Annotated in this window: 12 protein-coding genes; 6 read left to right on the forward strand and 6 right to left on the reverse strand. The window is 64.1% G+C overall.

Annotated elements, in window-relative coordinates; all coding sequences use genetic code 11:
* Positions 1-30 precede the first annotated feature (30 nt).
* Positions 31-528 (reverse strand): DUF192 domain-containing protein, encoded by a 498-nt coding sequence (locus N6L26_RS08970; protein WP_263605251.1) that lies wholly within the window; start codon positions 526-528, stop codon positions 31-33.
* Entirely contained in the window at positions 525-1,109 is a 585-nt protein-coding gene (locus tag N6L26_RS08975) for a regulatory protein RecX (RefSeq protein WP_263605252.1), read from the reverse strand. Before N6L26_RS08975 ends, N6L26_RS08970 begins: the two co-directional genes overlap by 4 nt.
* Before the next feature lie 132 nt (positions 1,110-1,241).
* On the opposite strand from N6L26_RS08975, the gene N6L26_RS08980 reads away from it, so the two are divergent.
* The 6 genes from N6L26_RS08980 to N6L26_RS09005 all read left to right on the forward strand — a co-directional run bounded on the left by N6L26_RS08980 (position 1,242) and on the right by N6L26_RS09005 (position 8,679).
* On the forward strand, positions 1,242-2,990 hold the full coding sequence (locus tag N6L26_RS08980; RefSeq protein WP_263605253.1) for a fatty acyl-AMP ligase: 1,749 nt from the start codon (positions 1,242-1,244) through the stop codon (positions 2,988-2,990).
* Between the two features lie 164 nt (positions 2,991-3,154).
* Positions 3,155-4,363, forward strand: a complete 1,209-nt coding sequence (locus tag N6L26_RS08985) for a toxic anion resistance protein (protein ID WP_263605254.1) — start codon at positions 3,155-3,157, stop codon at positions 4,361-4,363.
* Between the two features lie 10 nt (positions 4,364-4,373).
* Positions 4,374-5,132 (forward strand): hypothetical protein, encoded by a 759-nt coding sequence (locus N6L26_RS08990; RefSeq protein ID WP_263605255.1) that lies wholly within the window; start codon positions 4,374-4,376, stop codon positions 5,130-5,132.
* A complete protein-coding gene (locus N6L26_RS08995; RefSeq protein WP_263605256.1) occupies positions 5,132-5,434 on the forward strand; it encodes a polyhydroxyalkanoic acid system family protein in 303 nt (100 codons plus the stop codon). Before N6L26_RS08990 ends, N6L26_RS08995 begins: the two co-directional genes overlap by 1 nt.
* 143 nt (positions 5,435-5,577) lie before the next feature.
* Positions 5,578-6,132 (forward strand): biliverdin-producing heme oxygenase, encoded by a 555-nt coding sequence (locus N6L26_RS09000; RefSeq protein WP_263605257.1) that lies wholly within the window; start codon positions 5,578-5,580, stop codon positions 6,130-6,132.
* On the forward strand, positions 6,133-8,679 hold the full coding sequence (locus N6L26_RS09005; RefSeq protein WP_263605258.1) for an HWE histidine kinase domain-containing protein: 2,547 nt from the start codon (positions 6,133-6,135) through the stop codon (positions 8,677-8,679).
* Positions 8,680-8,696: 17 nt separating this feature from the next.
* On the opposite strand, the gene N6L26_RS09010 is transcribed toward N6L26_RS09005, so the two are convergent.
* The 4 genes from N6L26_RS09010 to N6L26_RS09025 all read right to left on the reverse strand — a co-directional run bounded on the left by N6L26_RS09010 (position 8,697) and on the right by N6L26_RS09025 (position 14,638).
* Complete coding sequence (locus N6L26_RS09010) at positions 8,697-9,419, reverse strand: energy transducer TonB (RefSeq protein ID WP_263605259.1); 723 nt, start codon at positions 9,417-9,419, stop codon at positions 8,697-8,699.
* Positions 9,420-9,535: 116 nt separating this feature from the next.
* Positions 9,536-12,082 (reverse strand): TonB-dependent receptor, encoded by a 2,547-nt coding sequence (locus tag N6L26_RS09015; RefSeq protein ID WP_263605260.1) that lies wholly within the window; start codon positions 12,080-12,082, stop codon positions 9,536-9,538.
* A gap of 253 nt (positions 12,083-12,335) precedes the next feature.
* Positions 12,336-13,277: an isopenicillin N synthase family dioxygenase gene (locus N6L26_RS09020; protein WP_263605261.1), complete on the reverse strand. Its 942-nt coding sequence runs from the start codon at positions 13,275-13,277 to the stop codon at positions 12,336-12,338.
* Between the two features lie 14 nt (positions 13,278-13,291).
* Positions 13,292-14,638, reverse strand: a complete 1,347-nt coding sequence (locus N6L26_RS09025; protein ID WP_263605262.1) for a NupC/NupG family nucleoside CNT transporter — start codon at positions 14,636-14,638, stop codon at positions 13,292-13,294.
* Positions 14,639-14,652: the final 14 nt, after the last annotated feature.

A 14,652-nucleotide genomic window follows, 5' to 3' on the forward strand; every position in this document is an offset into this window, starting at 1 on the left:
CGCACTTGGGCGTCCTGCGGCGGACGATCGCTACCATTCGACCAGATCGCCCGGGGCGATGCCCAGTTCTGCCGCCCGGCCACCGCGCAGTTCGAGCACGCCGAGCACGGGCCCGACCGAATAGACCGGTTCGAGCGAATAAGGCTGGGTCATCGCGGCGATATTGCTGATGCGCCCATCCGGGCCGATGTAGATGATATCGAGCGGGAGCGGGGTGTTCTTCATCCAGAAGCTTTGCGCCGTGCTCCCGTCATAGGGGAAGATCATCCCTTCCTGATCGCCAAGCTCGGTGCGGAACATCAGCCCGCGCGTCTGTGCTTCGGGCGTATCGGCCAGTTCCGCCGCAATCGCGATCTGGCCATTTTTTTCGGTCGTCACGGTCAGCGGGATCACCTTGAGCCCCGAGATCGGGTGCGTCGTCGCCGTCGCGGCGCTCGCACCAGCGGACTCTGCGGACGATTCGGCCTGCGTCTGGGGTGAACAGGCCAGCAGCGCGGCCAGCCCCGCCATCGCGGCCAGGCGCTTCACTGCTCCTCGTCCCGTGCTTCTGCGACCCATCCCTCAAGCTCCTCGACCGTGCGCGCCTCGACGATGCGCCGTGCTATGTCGAAATCATGGCCCGCGCGCACCAATGCGGCAAGCCGCTTTTCCCGTAGCTTGCGCGCTTCTTCGGGCCCCAAGTCTGACTGCTGCCCGAATGGCCCGAAGCCCCGCTTGCGTGCCAGTACCACCGCCGCCTGGCGCTTTTGCGCCTCTTCGGGTTCGAGCGCATGGCGCAGGTCTTCGTCGATCCCGGCGGTCCGCAGCGCCTGGTCCACCCGCCGCGCGCCATAACCGCGCGCCACCAGGTCGCTCGCCTTGGCGCGGCCATAGGCTTCGTCGTCGACATAGCCCCGGTCGACGAATTTCGCGATCAGCCTATCGAGATCGGGCTCTTCGTCTTCGGTGAAGCCGCGTTCGCGCAGCTTGCGCTGCAAATAGGCGCGCAGCTTGCCCGCGCTGGTCGCAAATCGCGCGACATAGGAGACCGCGAGCTCCTCCAGCCGCGTGCGATCAAGCGGTTTTGCCCGGCGGCGAGCGCGGCCCGATGTTGCGCGTTCATCATCCATCGGCCATATTCCTGCCACACTCCTTTAAGATTGGGAAACATGGGAGAGCGCGCGATCTTCCAGATCGTGTGAGACATCAAGCAATGAGGGAAGCCGCAAGGCCCCAGCTATTCACGGGTATCGCCGATAATTATGACCGACGCCGTACTGACGCCGACGCCGAACGATTGCGACCTGCCGCGTCGCCGTTCCGATTTCGCGACCTTCAACGAGGCTATCGAATACGCTGCGCGCAGCGATAAGGGCCTCAATTTCCACGACATGCGCGGAACGCTCGAACGCGTCTATCCCTATGCGCAGATGCGCGAGGACGCGCTCGAAGCGGCCCACCGGCTCGTGGCGATGGGGATCGAAAAGGAAGACCGCGTCGCGCTGGTGGCCGAGACCAGTCCGCAGTTCGCCGCGCTGTTCTGCGCCTGCACGCTGATGGGCGCCTGGCCCGTGCCGCTGCCGCTGCCGACGACTTTCGGCGGCAAGGAAAGCTATATCGAGCAGCTTTCGGTCCAGTTGAAGAGCGCCGACCCGACAATTCTCATCTATCCCGGCGAAATCGCCGAAATGGCGAAAGCTGCGGCCGACCGGCAAGGTTGCGGCGGCGAAAGCTGGGACGATTTCGCGCAGCGCCCGGCCCCGCCCGTCGATCTGCCCGAAGCGCAGCCCGCAGACATTTGCTACCTGCAGTATTCCTCGGGCTCGACCCGCTTCCCGACCGGGGTCGCGGTCACGCATGAGGCGCTGCTGCACAATCTGCGCGGTCATGCCGAATCGATGGAAATCGGCATGAACGACCGCGTGGTCAGCTGGCTGCCGTGGTATCACGACATGGGGCTGGTCGGCTGCTTCCTGTCGCTGGTCGCCAACCAGGTCTCGGTCGATTACCTGCGCACCGAACATTTCGCGCGCCGCCCGCTGGCCTGGCTCGATTTGATCAGCCGCAACCAGGGCACCACGCTCAGCTATTCGCCGACTTTCGGTTACGATATCTGCGCCCGCCGTATCTCCAGCCAGAGCCAGGTCGCCGACCGCTTCGACCTGTCGCGCTGGCGCGTGGCGGGCAACGGGGCCGACATGATCCGGCCCGACGTCATGCAGAATTTCGTCAACGCCTTTGCCGACGCCGGTTTCCAGGCCAACAGCTTCAATCCCAGCTACGGGCTTGCCGAAGCCACGCTGGCAGTGACCGTCATGCCACCGGGCGAAGGCATCCGCGTCGAACTGGTCGAGGAAGAACGCCTGTCGGGGCGCCCGCGCGACCTGTCGAAACCGGCGCGGTACCGCGCCATCGTCAATTGCGGCAAACCGATCCCGGGCATGGAGGTCGAAATCCGCGGTGAGAACGATGCGGTCAAGGGCGACCACCAGATCGGCAAGGTCTGGTGCCGCGGCAAGAGCGTGATGCATTCCTATTTCCGCAACGAGGAGGCGACCACCGACTGCCTCGTCGCCAAGGGCAATGGGGACGTCTGGCTCGACACGGGCGACATGGGCTACATGGCCGATGGCTATCTGTTCATCGTCGGCCGCGCCAAGGACATGATCATCATCAACGGCAAGAACCTGTGGCCGCAGGACATCGAATGGGCGGTGGAGCAATTGCCGGGCTTCAACCACGGCGACATCGCCGCCTTCTCGGTCGATACCGACAATGGCGAGGAAACGCCTGCGGTGCTGGTCCATTGCCGCGTCTCCGATCCCGAGGAACGCATCAAGCTGCGCGACCAGATCGCCGACAAGGTCCGCGGCGTGACCGGGATGAGCTGCGTGGTCGAACTCGTCCCGCCGCGCACCCTGCCGCGCACGAGTTCGGGCAAGCTCAGCCGCGCCAAGGCGAAAAAGCAGTATCTTGCGGGCGAAATCGTCCCGCTCGACCTCGCCGCCTGACACCTGCGAGAACGCGGTCTTCTGCGGGCCCTATAACCGACAGAATTGCCTTGCGCTTGCCGCCATCGGCGCGGCACTATCGCCGCGCCGCGCGACTGCGCGCTTGAAGATCGTGTATTGCCACCCTAATACAGGATCATAGACGCTTGGAGAGACCCGCGCCCATGAGCGAAACGAAAACGCAGACCGCCACCGACACCGCGTTCGACCTGACGCCGCCCGATCCGGTGCCCGAGGTTGCGCCCGAAAAGGCCGCCGGTCTCGTACCCGTCTCGGAAGAGGTGAAAAGCAAGCTGCAGACCAAGGTCGACGGCTTCGTCGCCGACCTGATCGCGGAAGACGCCAATTCGCCCGAATTCGGCAAGAAGGTCGACCAGCTGACCAATATGGGCCGCAAGGAAATCATGGCCGCGGCGGGCATGTCGAACCGCTTTCTCGACCGCCCGGTGCGCGCGATGGACAAGGATGAAGGCGTCGGCGCCAATCTTTCCGAATTGCGCCGCGTGGTCGAGGATCTCGATCCCGGCAAGCGCGGCAAGCTGTCGGGCCCGCGCAAGATCCTCGGGATCATTCCCTTCGGCAACAAGCTGACCAATTACTTCCGCAGCTACCAGAGCGCGCAGACGCATATCCAGTCGATCCTCAACAATCTGTCGAGCGGCAAGGACGAGCTGATCATGGACAATGCCGCGATCGACGTCGAACGGCAGAAGCTGTGGGAGGCGATGGGCAATCTGGAACAGATGATCCACATCTCCAACTCGCTCGATGCGAAGCTGGAGGAAAAGGCCGCCGAACTCGACGCGACTGATCCGGCCAAGGCCAAGGCGGTGCGCGAAACCGCGCTGTTCTATGTCCGCCAGCGCACGCAGGATTTGCTCACCCAGATGGCGGTGAGCGTGCAGGGCTATCTCGCGCTCGACCTGGTGAAGAAGAACAATGTCGAGCTGGTGAAGGGCGTCGACCGCGCCAGCACCACGACTGTCGGCGCGCTGCGCACCGCAGTGACCGTGGCCGAGGCGATGACCAACCAGCGCCTCGTGCTGGGCCAGATCACCGCGCTCAATGAAACCACTGCGGGCATCATCGACAGCACCAGCACGCTGCTGCGCGACCAGACCGGCAAGATCCACGAGCAGGCCGCCGCCAGCACGATCCCGCTGGAAACGCTGCAACGCGCCTTCCAGAATATCTACGACACGATGGACGAGGTCGACAGCTTCAAGCTGCGCGCGCTCGACAGCATGAAGCAGACCGTGACGCTGCTGACCGACGAGGTCGAGAAGTCGAAGGGCTATATCGCCCGCGCCGAAGGCCAGTCGCAGGCACAGAAGCAGGTTGCCGAAAGCAGCCTGTTGAGCATCGAGGGCTGAGGGCGGCACCGTGAACGACCTCACCCGCGACAGCGACCGTATATTGTCCGAGAGCAAGGCGCTCGTGCGCGACAACCGCGAAGGTGGCCGCCACCGCCGCGCGCCCTCGATCGGTCAGGGTTCGGCCAGTGCCAAGCGCACCCATTTCACCAAGAAAATCCGCAATATCGCGCTGGCGCTGTTTGCCGTGTGGGTGGGCATGGGCGCGCTGGGGCTGGTCCTCGACGGGATCGGCTTTGTCGGCGTGATGGGACTGGTCCTCGCCAGCGTGGTCGCGATCGCGGTCTTTGCCAATTACCCCAAGATGAAAACGCCCAAACGGGCGGACATCAACAAGGGCAATGTCCAGCAGATGGTGGGTCGCACCGAATTGTGGCTCGAGGCGCAGCGCCCCGCCCTGCCCCCGCCCGCCGCGCAGATCGTCGGCGACATGGGTGTCCAGCTCGATGCGCTGGGGTTGCAGCTCGACGGGCTCGACCAGAACCATCCCAAGGCGCGCGAAGTACGCAGCCTGGTGGGCGAGCAATTGCCGCAGATGATCGATAGCTATCAGCGGATTCCGGCGCATCTGCGCCAGGAAGAACGCGCGGGCGCGACGCCCGACCAGCAGCTGACCGACAGTCTCGGCAAGATCAGCGGCGAGATCGATTCGATCACTCGCCAGCTGGCCGAAGGATCGCTCGACGATCTCGCGATCAAACACCGCTATCTCGACTACAAATTCGGCGAAGGGGCGCAGACCAGCCCCCAACTGGAGCATAAGAACTGATGCGCGTTCCCATTTCCCACAGTCTCGGCAAGGAAGAGGTACGCCGCCGCCTCCAGTCGCACAGCCACGAGATCGGCCAGTATATCCCCGGCGGCATGGCGGATGTCACCACCAGCTGGCCCAGCGAGGACCGGATGGATCTGGCGGTCAAGGCCATGGGCCAAGGCGTCGACGGCTGCGTGATCATCGAAGAGGATCAGGTGGTGTTCGAGGTCAACCTGCCCCCCGCACTGTCCTTCGTCGAGCCGATGGTCGCCAGCGCGATCCGCCAGCAGGGCCAGAAATTGATCGCTCCAAAGTAATCTCGAGCGCAGTCCCGAGAAATTTCCCGAACTGCGGAACGATCTGCGTTCCGGAGCGCTTTGCGGTGGGGCGGATTAGGAATCCGATTGCGGAAGCCATGGGATTTCCGCACAGGGGCAAGACGGGAAGCGAGGCCGAGCGAATGCCGGTAGCAAATGGGGCGCGTGGCTCCACCAGGAATTATCTCAAGACCGGAACTGCAGCGAGCCACGACCGGCTCGATACGCGTCTGGGCGCGCTGGTGGCAGGCGACGTGCGCGACTATGCGGCGTTTCTCGATATCCAGTATCGCGCCCGCGTTGGCGTCGAGTGCTGGCTGGCCGGGACCGGCACCCCGCCGCCGCGGCAGAGCACGCTGCTGGCGCAGGATATCGCCGCATTGGGCCGTATAGCTCCCGAAGACATCCCGACCTTCGCCCCTCCCGCAGGCAGCGACGCGCTGGGCGTGTGCTGGGTGCTGGCGGGCTCGTCACTGGGCAATCGCGCAATCCTCGCGCGGCTCGTCAAGAACAAGGTGGACTGGCCGGTCGACTTCCTGTCCGACAGCGGCATGACGACTTATTGGCGAAGCCTGCTGCCCGCGCTCGAACGACCGCATTCCATCGACACGGACGACGCCGCATTGCGCGCGGCGCAAGCCACCTTTTCCCACTTCAACGCGACGGTGGCCGACAGCCTCGCACGCGAGGCCGCTTAAATGAATCCGCAGGACGTCAATCTTTCCAATTGCGATCGCGAACCGATCCACCAGCTCGGCCGGATCCAGGGTTTCGGCGCGCTCATCGCCGTCAATTCCGACTGGTTCGTCGCGCATCGTTCGACCAATCTCGAAGCCCTGTTCGGCACCGGCCGCACGGTCGAGATCGGTGACCGTCTCTCGCGGCTGTTGTCGCGCGAGGCGTTGCAGCAGCTGCGCAGTTCGGCCGCCGCGCTGTCGATGCCCGACCAGGTCGAACGGCTGTTCGGTCTCGCGCTGTTCGACAGCGACGAGCTGTTCGATTGCGCGCTGCACAGTTCGGGCGGGAATACGGTGATCGAGATCGAACCGCATGCGGCGGGCGATCTCAACCGCCAGCTGAGCATTCTGCGGCCGATCATGACCCGGCTCGAAAAGCATACCGAAGTGGAGTCGCTGGTGGACGAAGCGGCCCGCCAGTTGCGGCTGGCGCTGCAGATCGACCGCGTGATGGTCTATCGCTTCCGCGAGGACCTCTCGGGCGAAGTCATCGCCGAAGCCGCGCGCGACGATCTCGAGAAATTCCACGGCCTGCGCTACCCCCGATCGGACATCCCCGACCAAGCGCGCGCGCTCTATGTCCGCAACCGCTTCCGCATCATCGCCGATGTCGAAGCCGAGCCCGTCCCGGTCGAACCCGGCGTCTCCTTCGATGGCGAACCGCTCGACCTCAGCATGAGCACGCTGCGCGCGGTTTCCCCGATCCATATCGAATATCTCAAGAATATGGGCGTGGGTGCCTCGCTGTCGATCTCGATCATTATCGGCGGAAAGCTGTGGGGGCTGTTCGCCTGCCACCATTACGGGCCCAAGCTGCTCCCCTATTCGCAGCGCACCGCAGCCGAACTGTTCTCCGAGTTCTTCTCGCTGACGCTCGACCGTACGCTGGCGCGCCAGAGCGCCGATCGGCGCGAGATGGGTCGCGAGGTTCACACCCGGCTGATGCGCGATGTCGCCGCGGGGACGCCGCTATCTTCCAGCCTGCCGATGATCGAGCCGGTCATCCAGCAGGTCATCCCGCATGACGGGGTGAGCATTTTCGTCGAGGACATTTACGACGCGCGCGGGTCTGCCCCCAATGAAGAAGAATTCCGCGCGATCGTTTCTAGCCTCAACGGCACTGCGACAAGCAAGCTGCTCGCTACCGAGGCGATTGCCCAACGCCTGCCGCCCGCTGCCCGGTTTGCCGACCGGGCAACGGGCGCGCTGGTCATCCCGGTATCGCGCACCCCGCGCGATTATCTGATCCTGTGGCGCAAGCCGCTCACCCAGACCGTGACCTGGGCGGGCAACCCCGAAAAACCGGTCGAGACCGGCCCCAATGGCGACCGGCTGACCCCGCGCAAGAGCTTCGAGGCCTGGCGCGAAACCGTCGAGGGCCGTGCCGAGAAATGGTCGCGTGCCGAGATCGAGATTGCCGAGAGCCTGCGCGTCACGCTGCTCGAAATCATCCTGCGGCTGACCGACGAGGCGGTGACCGAACGCGCCCGCGCGCAGCAGCAGCAGGAATTGCTGATCGCGGAGCTCAACCACCGCGTGCGCAATATCCTCAACCTCATCCGCGGGCTGATCAACCAGTCCAAGGGCGATGCGCGCGATATCGAGAGCTTCGTCGAAATCGTCGCGGGCCGGGTGGCCTCGCTCGCCTCGGCGCATGATAACATTACCAAGGGCAATTGGTCGCACGCGCCGTTTTCGGAGCTGATCGAGACCGAGGCCAATGCGTATGTCGCGAGCAGCCGCGACCGGCTCGACCTGCACGGCCCCGAAGCGATGATCGCGCCCGAGGCCTATACGGTCATGGCGCTCGTGATCCACGAGATGATCACCAATTCGGCGAAATATGGCTCGCTGAGCGATTCATCGGGCAGGCTCGAGGTGGAAGTGAGCCGCGATGACGAGGATAATTTTTGCGCGCAGTGGCGCGAACGCGGGGGGCCGCCGGTCAAGCCGCCCAGCCGTCGCGGCTTCGGCAGCACGATTACCGAACGCTCGATACCCTACGAACTCGATGGCACCGCCGAGATCAATTACCGGCTGGAAGGTGTCGAAGCCCGGTTCTGCATCCCCGCGCGCTACGTCGAATGGCGCTCGCGCGATGGCGAACGCAGTACGCCGGCCAAGCAGAAAAAGGACGCCCGGTTGGATAAGCTGCCCGAAAGTGTGCTGCTGGTCGAAGACAGCATGATCATCGCGCTCGATGCCGAGGATTGCCTCAAGGAAATCGGGATCGGGACGGTGCAGATCGAAAGCTCGGTCGCAGCGGCGCTCGACGCGCTGGCAAAGAGCCGGCCCGAACTGGCCATCCTCGACTACAATCTGGGCAAGGAAAACAGCGAACCGGTAGCCGCCAAGCTCAGAGAGATGGGCGTGCCGTTCTGGCTGGCGACGGGTTACGGGGAAATGCAAGACCGGGTGGAGGAACTGGGCGCATCGGGCCTGCTGACCAAGCCCTATGGCAAGGACGAGCTGGTCGAGATCATCGGCAGCTACGACAGGGACAACTAGCCACCTGCGCAGCGCGGCTAATTGAAGAAGCGCTGCTGGTAGTGGAAGGTCGCCGCGACCGGATTGCCGCTGGCATCGCGCGCCGGTTCGAAGCGTAGCTGGTCGAGCGCCAAGCGGCAGACCGCCGCATCGGTTTCGGGAAACGGGCTGGGCCGATAGATGCTGCAGCGCGTCGCGCGGCCCTGCGGCGACACCGACAATCTGACAATCACCGACTGGCCGATCCGCGCCTGGCGTCCGCCGGGCGGTACCGGGAAGGCGCTCGCATCGGTGATCGCGCGCGTCAGCACCGGCTTGGTCGCCGCGCCGCCGCCCTGGCCGCCGCCGCCTTCGCCGCTGCCCGTACCCTCGCCCGATCCCGACCGGCCGGTGCCCTGCCCCTGATCGGTCGCGCCAGCCGTGTCGGCGGTGCCGGTCGAGGATGCGCGCGGCGCCGGCGGATCTTCGCGCATCCGGCGCTCGGGCTCGGGGGCGGTAACCGCATCGGGCACTGCCTCGCGCCCCGGATCGCCTTGCGCGCCTTCGGGCTCGGGTTCGGTCGGTTCGGGTTCTTCCTCGGGCGCGGAGACCGTGACGGTGAAGGCCGACACCACCGAGCGTTCGACCCCGGCGACTGCGGTCGGCGCCAGCGCGCGTACCAGCAGGTAGAACAGGCCGAGGTGGATCAGCGCGATCAGCGCGATCACCCAGGGATTGAGACGCTTCCTGGTTTGCGCATAGCGGGTCGCGGGTTCAGCCATCGTGCGATCATGGCAAAGCCGCCCGACCGGGTCCAGCGGCATGGAAAAAGGGCGGCCCTCCCGAAGGAGGACCGCCCCGTAGTCTGCACACGGGGCGGAGCCCCATGCCAATTATCTTAGTAGCCGAAGATCAGCGACAGGCTGGCGGCACGCGGCGCGCCAATCTGTGCGAAACCGAAGTCGTCGAGCGTGCCACCGAAATAGCCGATGTAGTACTCGTCGAACAGGTTGGTCACGTTCAGCTGCAGAGCGACGTCCTTGCCGAACGGGTTTTCCGTGATCGTCCAGCGAACGTCGAGATCCACCAGCGTGTAAGACGGCGTCTTGGCATCGAAGGTGAACGGCGTGCCGTCAGGCAGTTCGCCGTCGATCGGCTGGTTGGTGTCGTTCAGGTAACGCGGACCGGTGTGCTTGACCTGCGCACCGAATTCGAGATCGCCAAACGAAACCTGACCGCGGGCACCGAAGGAGTACTTCGAGGAACCCGATTCGGACTTGCCACCCGTCGGGAGGAAGACCGGGTTACCGCCGACATCGAAGCCGTCCTGCACGTCGTCCTTGATTTCGGAGTCGTTATACGAGCCGAAAACGTAGAGCAGCGAGTTGTAGGTCGGACGCCAGGAGATCGATCCGTCGATCCCGTACTTGTCGACCCGGCCCAGGTTGCGGAACACGTTTTCACCTTCGCCGTCATTGGCTTCCGGGTCGAACGCTACGGCGAGACGGTTCTGGTAACGGGTGTAGTAGGCCCCGATCTGTGCCTCGATATTGCCGCTCTGGAAACGCAGGCCGAGGTCGAAGCTGTCGGTGGTTTCGGGAACCGGCCGCGCGATATCGGCGTCGGCGAAATACAGCGAGTCGTAGAGCGGGTCGGTGCCGGGTACCGAAAGACCCTTGGCGTAGTTGCCGAACATCGAAACGGTCGGGGTGAATTCGTAAGTCAGACCCACGTTCGGCAGCAGCTTGTCGTAATTGTAGGTACGCGACTGCGGCGCGGCATGATCGTCGTTATTCGCCTCGTTCACATAGTTCGAGAGGTCCTGACCCGCTGCCGGGCAATCCACGAAACCGCCTGCCGAAGTGGTGAAGCAGTTCTGGTTCAACTCGCGCTTGAAGAACGGTGCACGCAGGCCGAGCACGGTGGTAAGGTCGCCGAACTGGCCACGATATTCACCCGAGACCTGATGCAGGATCGCATAGGACAGGCGATCACGCTTGTTGACCTCGTTACCGTTCACATCGAGCAGCGGGGCATCGATCGGGAACACGTCGATCGGTTCGCCATTGGCAAGCATCGCGCTGATCTGGCCGGTCTGACGGTGACGTGCGCGGTCCCAAGTGTAGGCGACGCGAACGCGGTGATCGTCGTTGATGTCGTAGATCAAATTGGCGACCACGCCATAGCGGTCGGTACGCGTGTGGCTCGGGTCGTTACCGGCGATTTCATCGTCGAGATCGCCGTCACCGTTGAGGTCACGACCGAAGTAGTACCCGCCGTTGAAGGCACCGGTGTAGGACCCACCGTTGACCGTGAAGAAGGATTCACGAAGATCGTCGGGTCCGCCGCCATTGGCTTTGACGTACTGGTAGCTCGGATCGAAGGTGAAGGTCAGCGCGTCGGTGATGCTGAACCGCGAAGCACCGCGGATGTTGCCCGTATCGGACGGATTGTAGCGCCGATAGAACGCAGCGCCGCAACCATTGCGGTCGTCATAGTCGACGGAATCACCCGGGCTTCCCGGACCGCCAGCGACGACGCGCGGATCGACGGTGCAGGGGTACTCGCCACCGTCTTCGTAGATCGAGAAGCGGCGATCGTCCGCACCCGGGGCGAGCAGCGCCTCGAGGCTTTCCGAACCGGCGAAGTTGTTGCGGTTGACGTTCCAGTGACCCGACACGGCGATGAAGTCGCCGTTCGAACCCAGGTCCTGCCAGATGCGGCCGTTGAGCTGGGTCTTGTTGATCCGGCCGTACGGATTGTAGGGCACGCCATAGGTGGTGTAGCTGGCCGAAACGAAAGCCTTGGTCCCGAGGCCGGTGATGTCGCCAGTGTCGACCATGCCGAATGCGCGGCTGTAAAGCGTGTCGGTGGCACCCGAGGTAAGGACATCGCCCACCGTGATGGTGCCGACGAGACCGAAGTCATCGCCCGGCTCGCGGGTACGGATGTTGATCGTGCCGCCGGTGGCCGAAGCGGTCGGGCTGTCGACGTCGGTCGTGCCGAGGTTGACGCTGACCGATTCGAGGATTTCGGGGTCGACCTGCTGGTTGGTGTAGAGCGCGTAATTGCCCGAATCGTTCAGCGGCAGACCGTCGAGCGTCTGCGACACGCGGTCAGCGCCGAAGCCGCGGATGGTGAAGCCACCACCCGACGAACCCCAGGGATCGTTGTTCTGGAAGCTGACACCCGGAACCAGGTTGACGATGTCGTTGACCGTCTGGCCGGGGCGCTGGCGGCGGATGATTTCTTCGCCGAGGACCTGCTTGGCCTTCGTGGTGTTGGGGTTTTCGATACCGCCAACGCCCGTTTCGCGTGCGCCGGAAACGATAATGACCGTGTCGTCGAAATCGACCGAACCGGTCGACTGAGCGGCGGCCGGGGCGGCAACCATTACACTGGCGGTGCTGACCACCGATGCGGCCAGGAGATATTTGAACTTCATCGAGAGGATCCCTTCGTCTCGTTAAAAGTAGGCTGGTACGTCAAAGCCAGCTCCCTTTGCGGGGAGGACGTTGCGCCAAAGCGATCTTTTTATGACATGATCAAGACATGTATTGCACCTGCGAGACGCTCTGCTGCAGCGCAATAAAAATTGCTTGGATTTCCGCCACTTAACCTAGTTGCAAAAATGCAACAAAACCAATTCTCTCGGGAACTGGTACATAAATGCAACTACTTTTGAGGTCGGCAGCGTCTCAGGCGAGGTTGATCTCGCGGAGGCGCTGAAGCAGGAATTCGTGACTCGAAATCGGCTCGGGCCGCTTCCCGGGATGCTCGGGGTCGATGCACGAGGGCAGCGTCTCGATCACGTAGTCGGGGCGGAAGTGCAGGAAGAACGGCATCGAGTAGCGCGCACGATAGGCCGCTTCCCCGCGCGGATTGACCACCCGATGCGTGGTCGAGCGCAGCTTGCCGTTGGTCAGCCGGTCGAGCATGTCGCCGACATTGATCACCAGCGCGCCTTCGGGCGGGGCCACCGCCTTCCATTCGCCCTGCCTGGTAAGCAGTTCGAGTCCGGCTTCCTCGGCACCGAGGAGCAGGGTGATGGTATTGATGTCGCCATGCGCGGCAGCGCGAATCGCGCCTTCGGCTTCTTCGCCCTCGAGCGGCGGATAGCGCAGCAGGCGCATCACCGAATTGCCATCCTCGACTGTGGGCGCGAAAAAGTCGCGATCGAGGCCGAGATGGAGCGCGATGCCTTCGAGCGCGCGGCCACCGGCGGTCTCGAATGCCGCATAGAGTTCGGAAAAGGTGTCGCGGAAGCCCTCGATCTCTTCGGGCCAGACATTGTCGGCCATGAATTCGGCGAGCGGATGGCCTTCGGGCAGTTCGCGGCCGACGTGCCAGAATTCCTTGAGGTCGTGGACCTTGGCGTCCTTGGCCTTCTCGGTCCCGAACGGCGTATAGCCGCGCGCGCCGCCGCCGCCGGGGACGTGATAGGCGCGCTTCACCGTGTCGGGGAGCGCGAAGAACTGTTTCGCCAGCGTTTCCGCGCGGTCGATCAACGCCTGCGGAATGCCATGGTCGCGAACCACGGCGAAGCCGTATTCCTCGAAGCTGCGGCCCAGTTCGGCGGCAATGGAGTCGAGCGGCTGTGCCAGCGACACGACCGCGATATCGGTATTCGAATCGGTCATAATGGCTGCGCCCCTTAATACGGCAGGAAGAGTCCCGCCAGCGCCGCGCTCATCAGATTGGCGAGGCTGCCCGCCGCCAGCGCACGCAGCCCGAGCTTGGCGATTACCGGGCGCTGGTTGGGTGCCAGCCCGCCGGTCACTGCCATCTGGATCGCGATCGAGCTGAAATTGGCGAAGCCGCAGAGCGCGAAGGTGACGATCGCCCGGCTGCGATCGGTCAGCACGCTGGCGTCCATCGCGCCCAGTTCGATGAAGGCGACGAATTCGTTGAGGACGATCTTGGTCCCGAACAGCCCGCCCGCGGCACCGGCCTGCTCCCACGGAATGCCGATCAGATACATCACCGGCGCGAACACCAGCCCGAGCAATTGCTGGAAGCTGACATCGGGAAAGCCGAACCAGCCGCCGATACCGCCGAGGATGCCATTAGCGAGCGCGACCAGCGCGACGAAGACCATCACCATCGCGCCGACGGCCACGGCCAGCTTGACGCCGGTCTGCGTGCCCTGCGCGGCGGCTTCGATGATATTGGCGGGCCGGTGGCCTTCCTCGAAGGTCTCGGCGACTTCGACTTCATGCGGCTTGCCGCTTTCGGTGAGCGCGGCGGGACCTTCGGCGCTGATGCGCGAGGCGGGCAGGACGATTTCGCCCTCGGGGTCGACGCCCGACATTTGCGCGGCATCGCGGGCCAAGTCGCTCTCGTCGTCGGGCATGATGATCTTGGCCATCAGGATGCCGCCGGGCGCGGACATGAAGGCGGCGGCGAGCAAGAAGGGCACCGCTTCGGCGCCAATGAAGCTCGCATAGGCGGCAAGGATGGTCCCCGCCACGCCCGCCATGCCCACGCTCATCAGCGTGAACAGCCGGCTGGGCGTCAGCGCGGCAAGATAGGGGCGCACCACCAGCGGGCTTTCCGACTGGCCGACGAAGATATTGGCCGCGCTCCCCAGTGCCTCGACCTTGCTGATGCCGGTGATCCAGCCGATCACCCCGCCGACCCAGCGCACCAGCCGCTGCATGATGCCCCAGTGGTACAGGATCGATACGATCGCGGCGAAGAACACGATCACCGGCAGCGCCGCGATCACGAAGGTGTTGGTGAAGGGATTGGCTCCCATCGGCCCGAACACCGCCTCGATCCCGACCTTGGAATAGTCGAGCAGGGCGATCACCCCGTTGGACAGCGACTGGATCAATTGCACGCCAAACGGCGTCCGCAGCACCAGCAGTGCCATCAGCGTCTGCAGCGCGAAGGCCGCGCCGACCACGCGCAGGCTGATACGGCGTTTGCCCGTCGACAGCAGAAAGGCGAGCAGCAGGATCGCCACGATACCGACGAGATTGATCAGGATGGGCGACATCGGGTTCCCTTCGG

This window comes from Qipengyuania sp. SS22 (assembly GCF_025736935.1).
Classification (GTDB): domain Bacteria; phylum Pseudomonadota; class Alphaproteobacteria; order Sphingomonadales; family Sphingomonadaceae; genus Qipengyuania.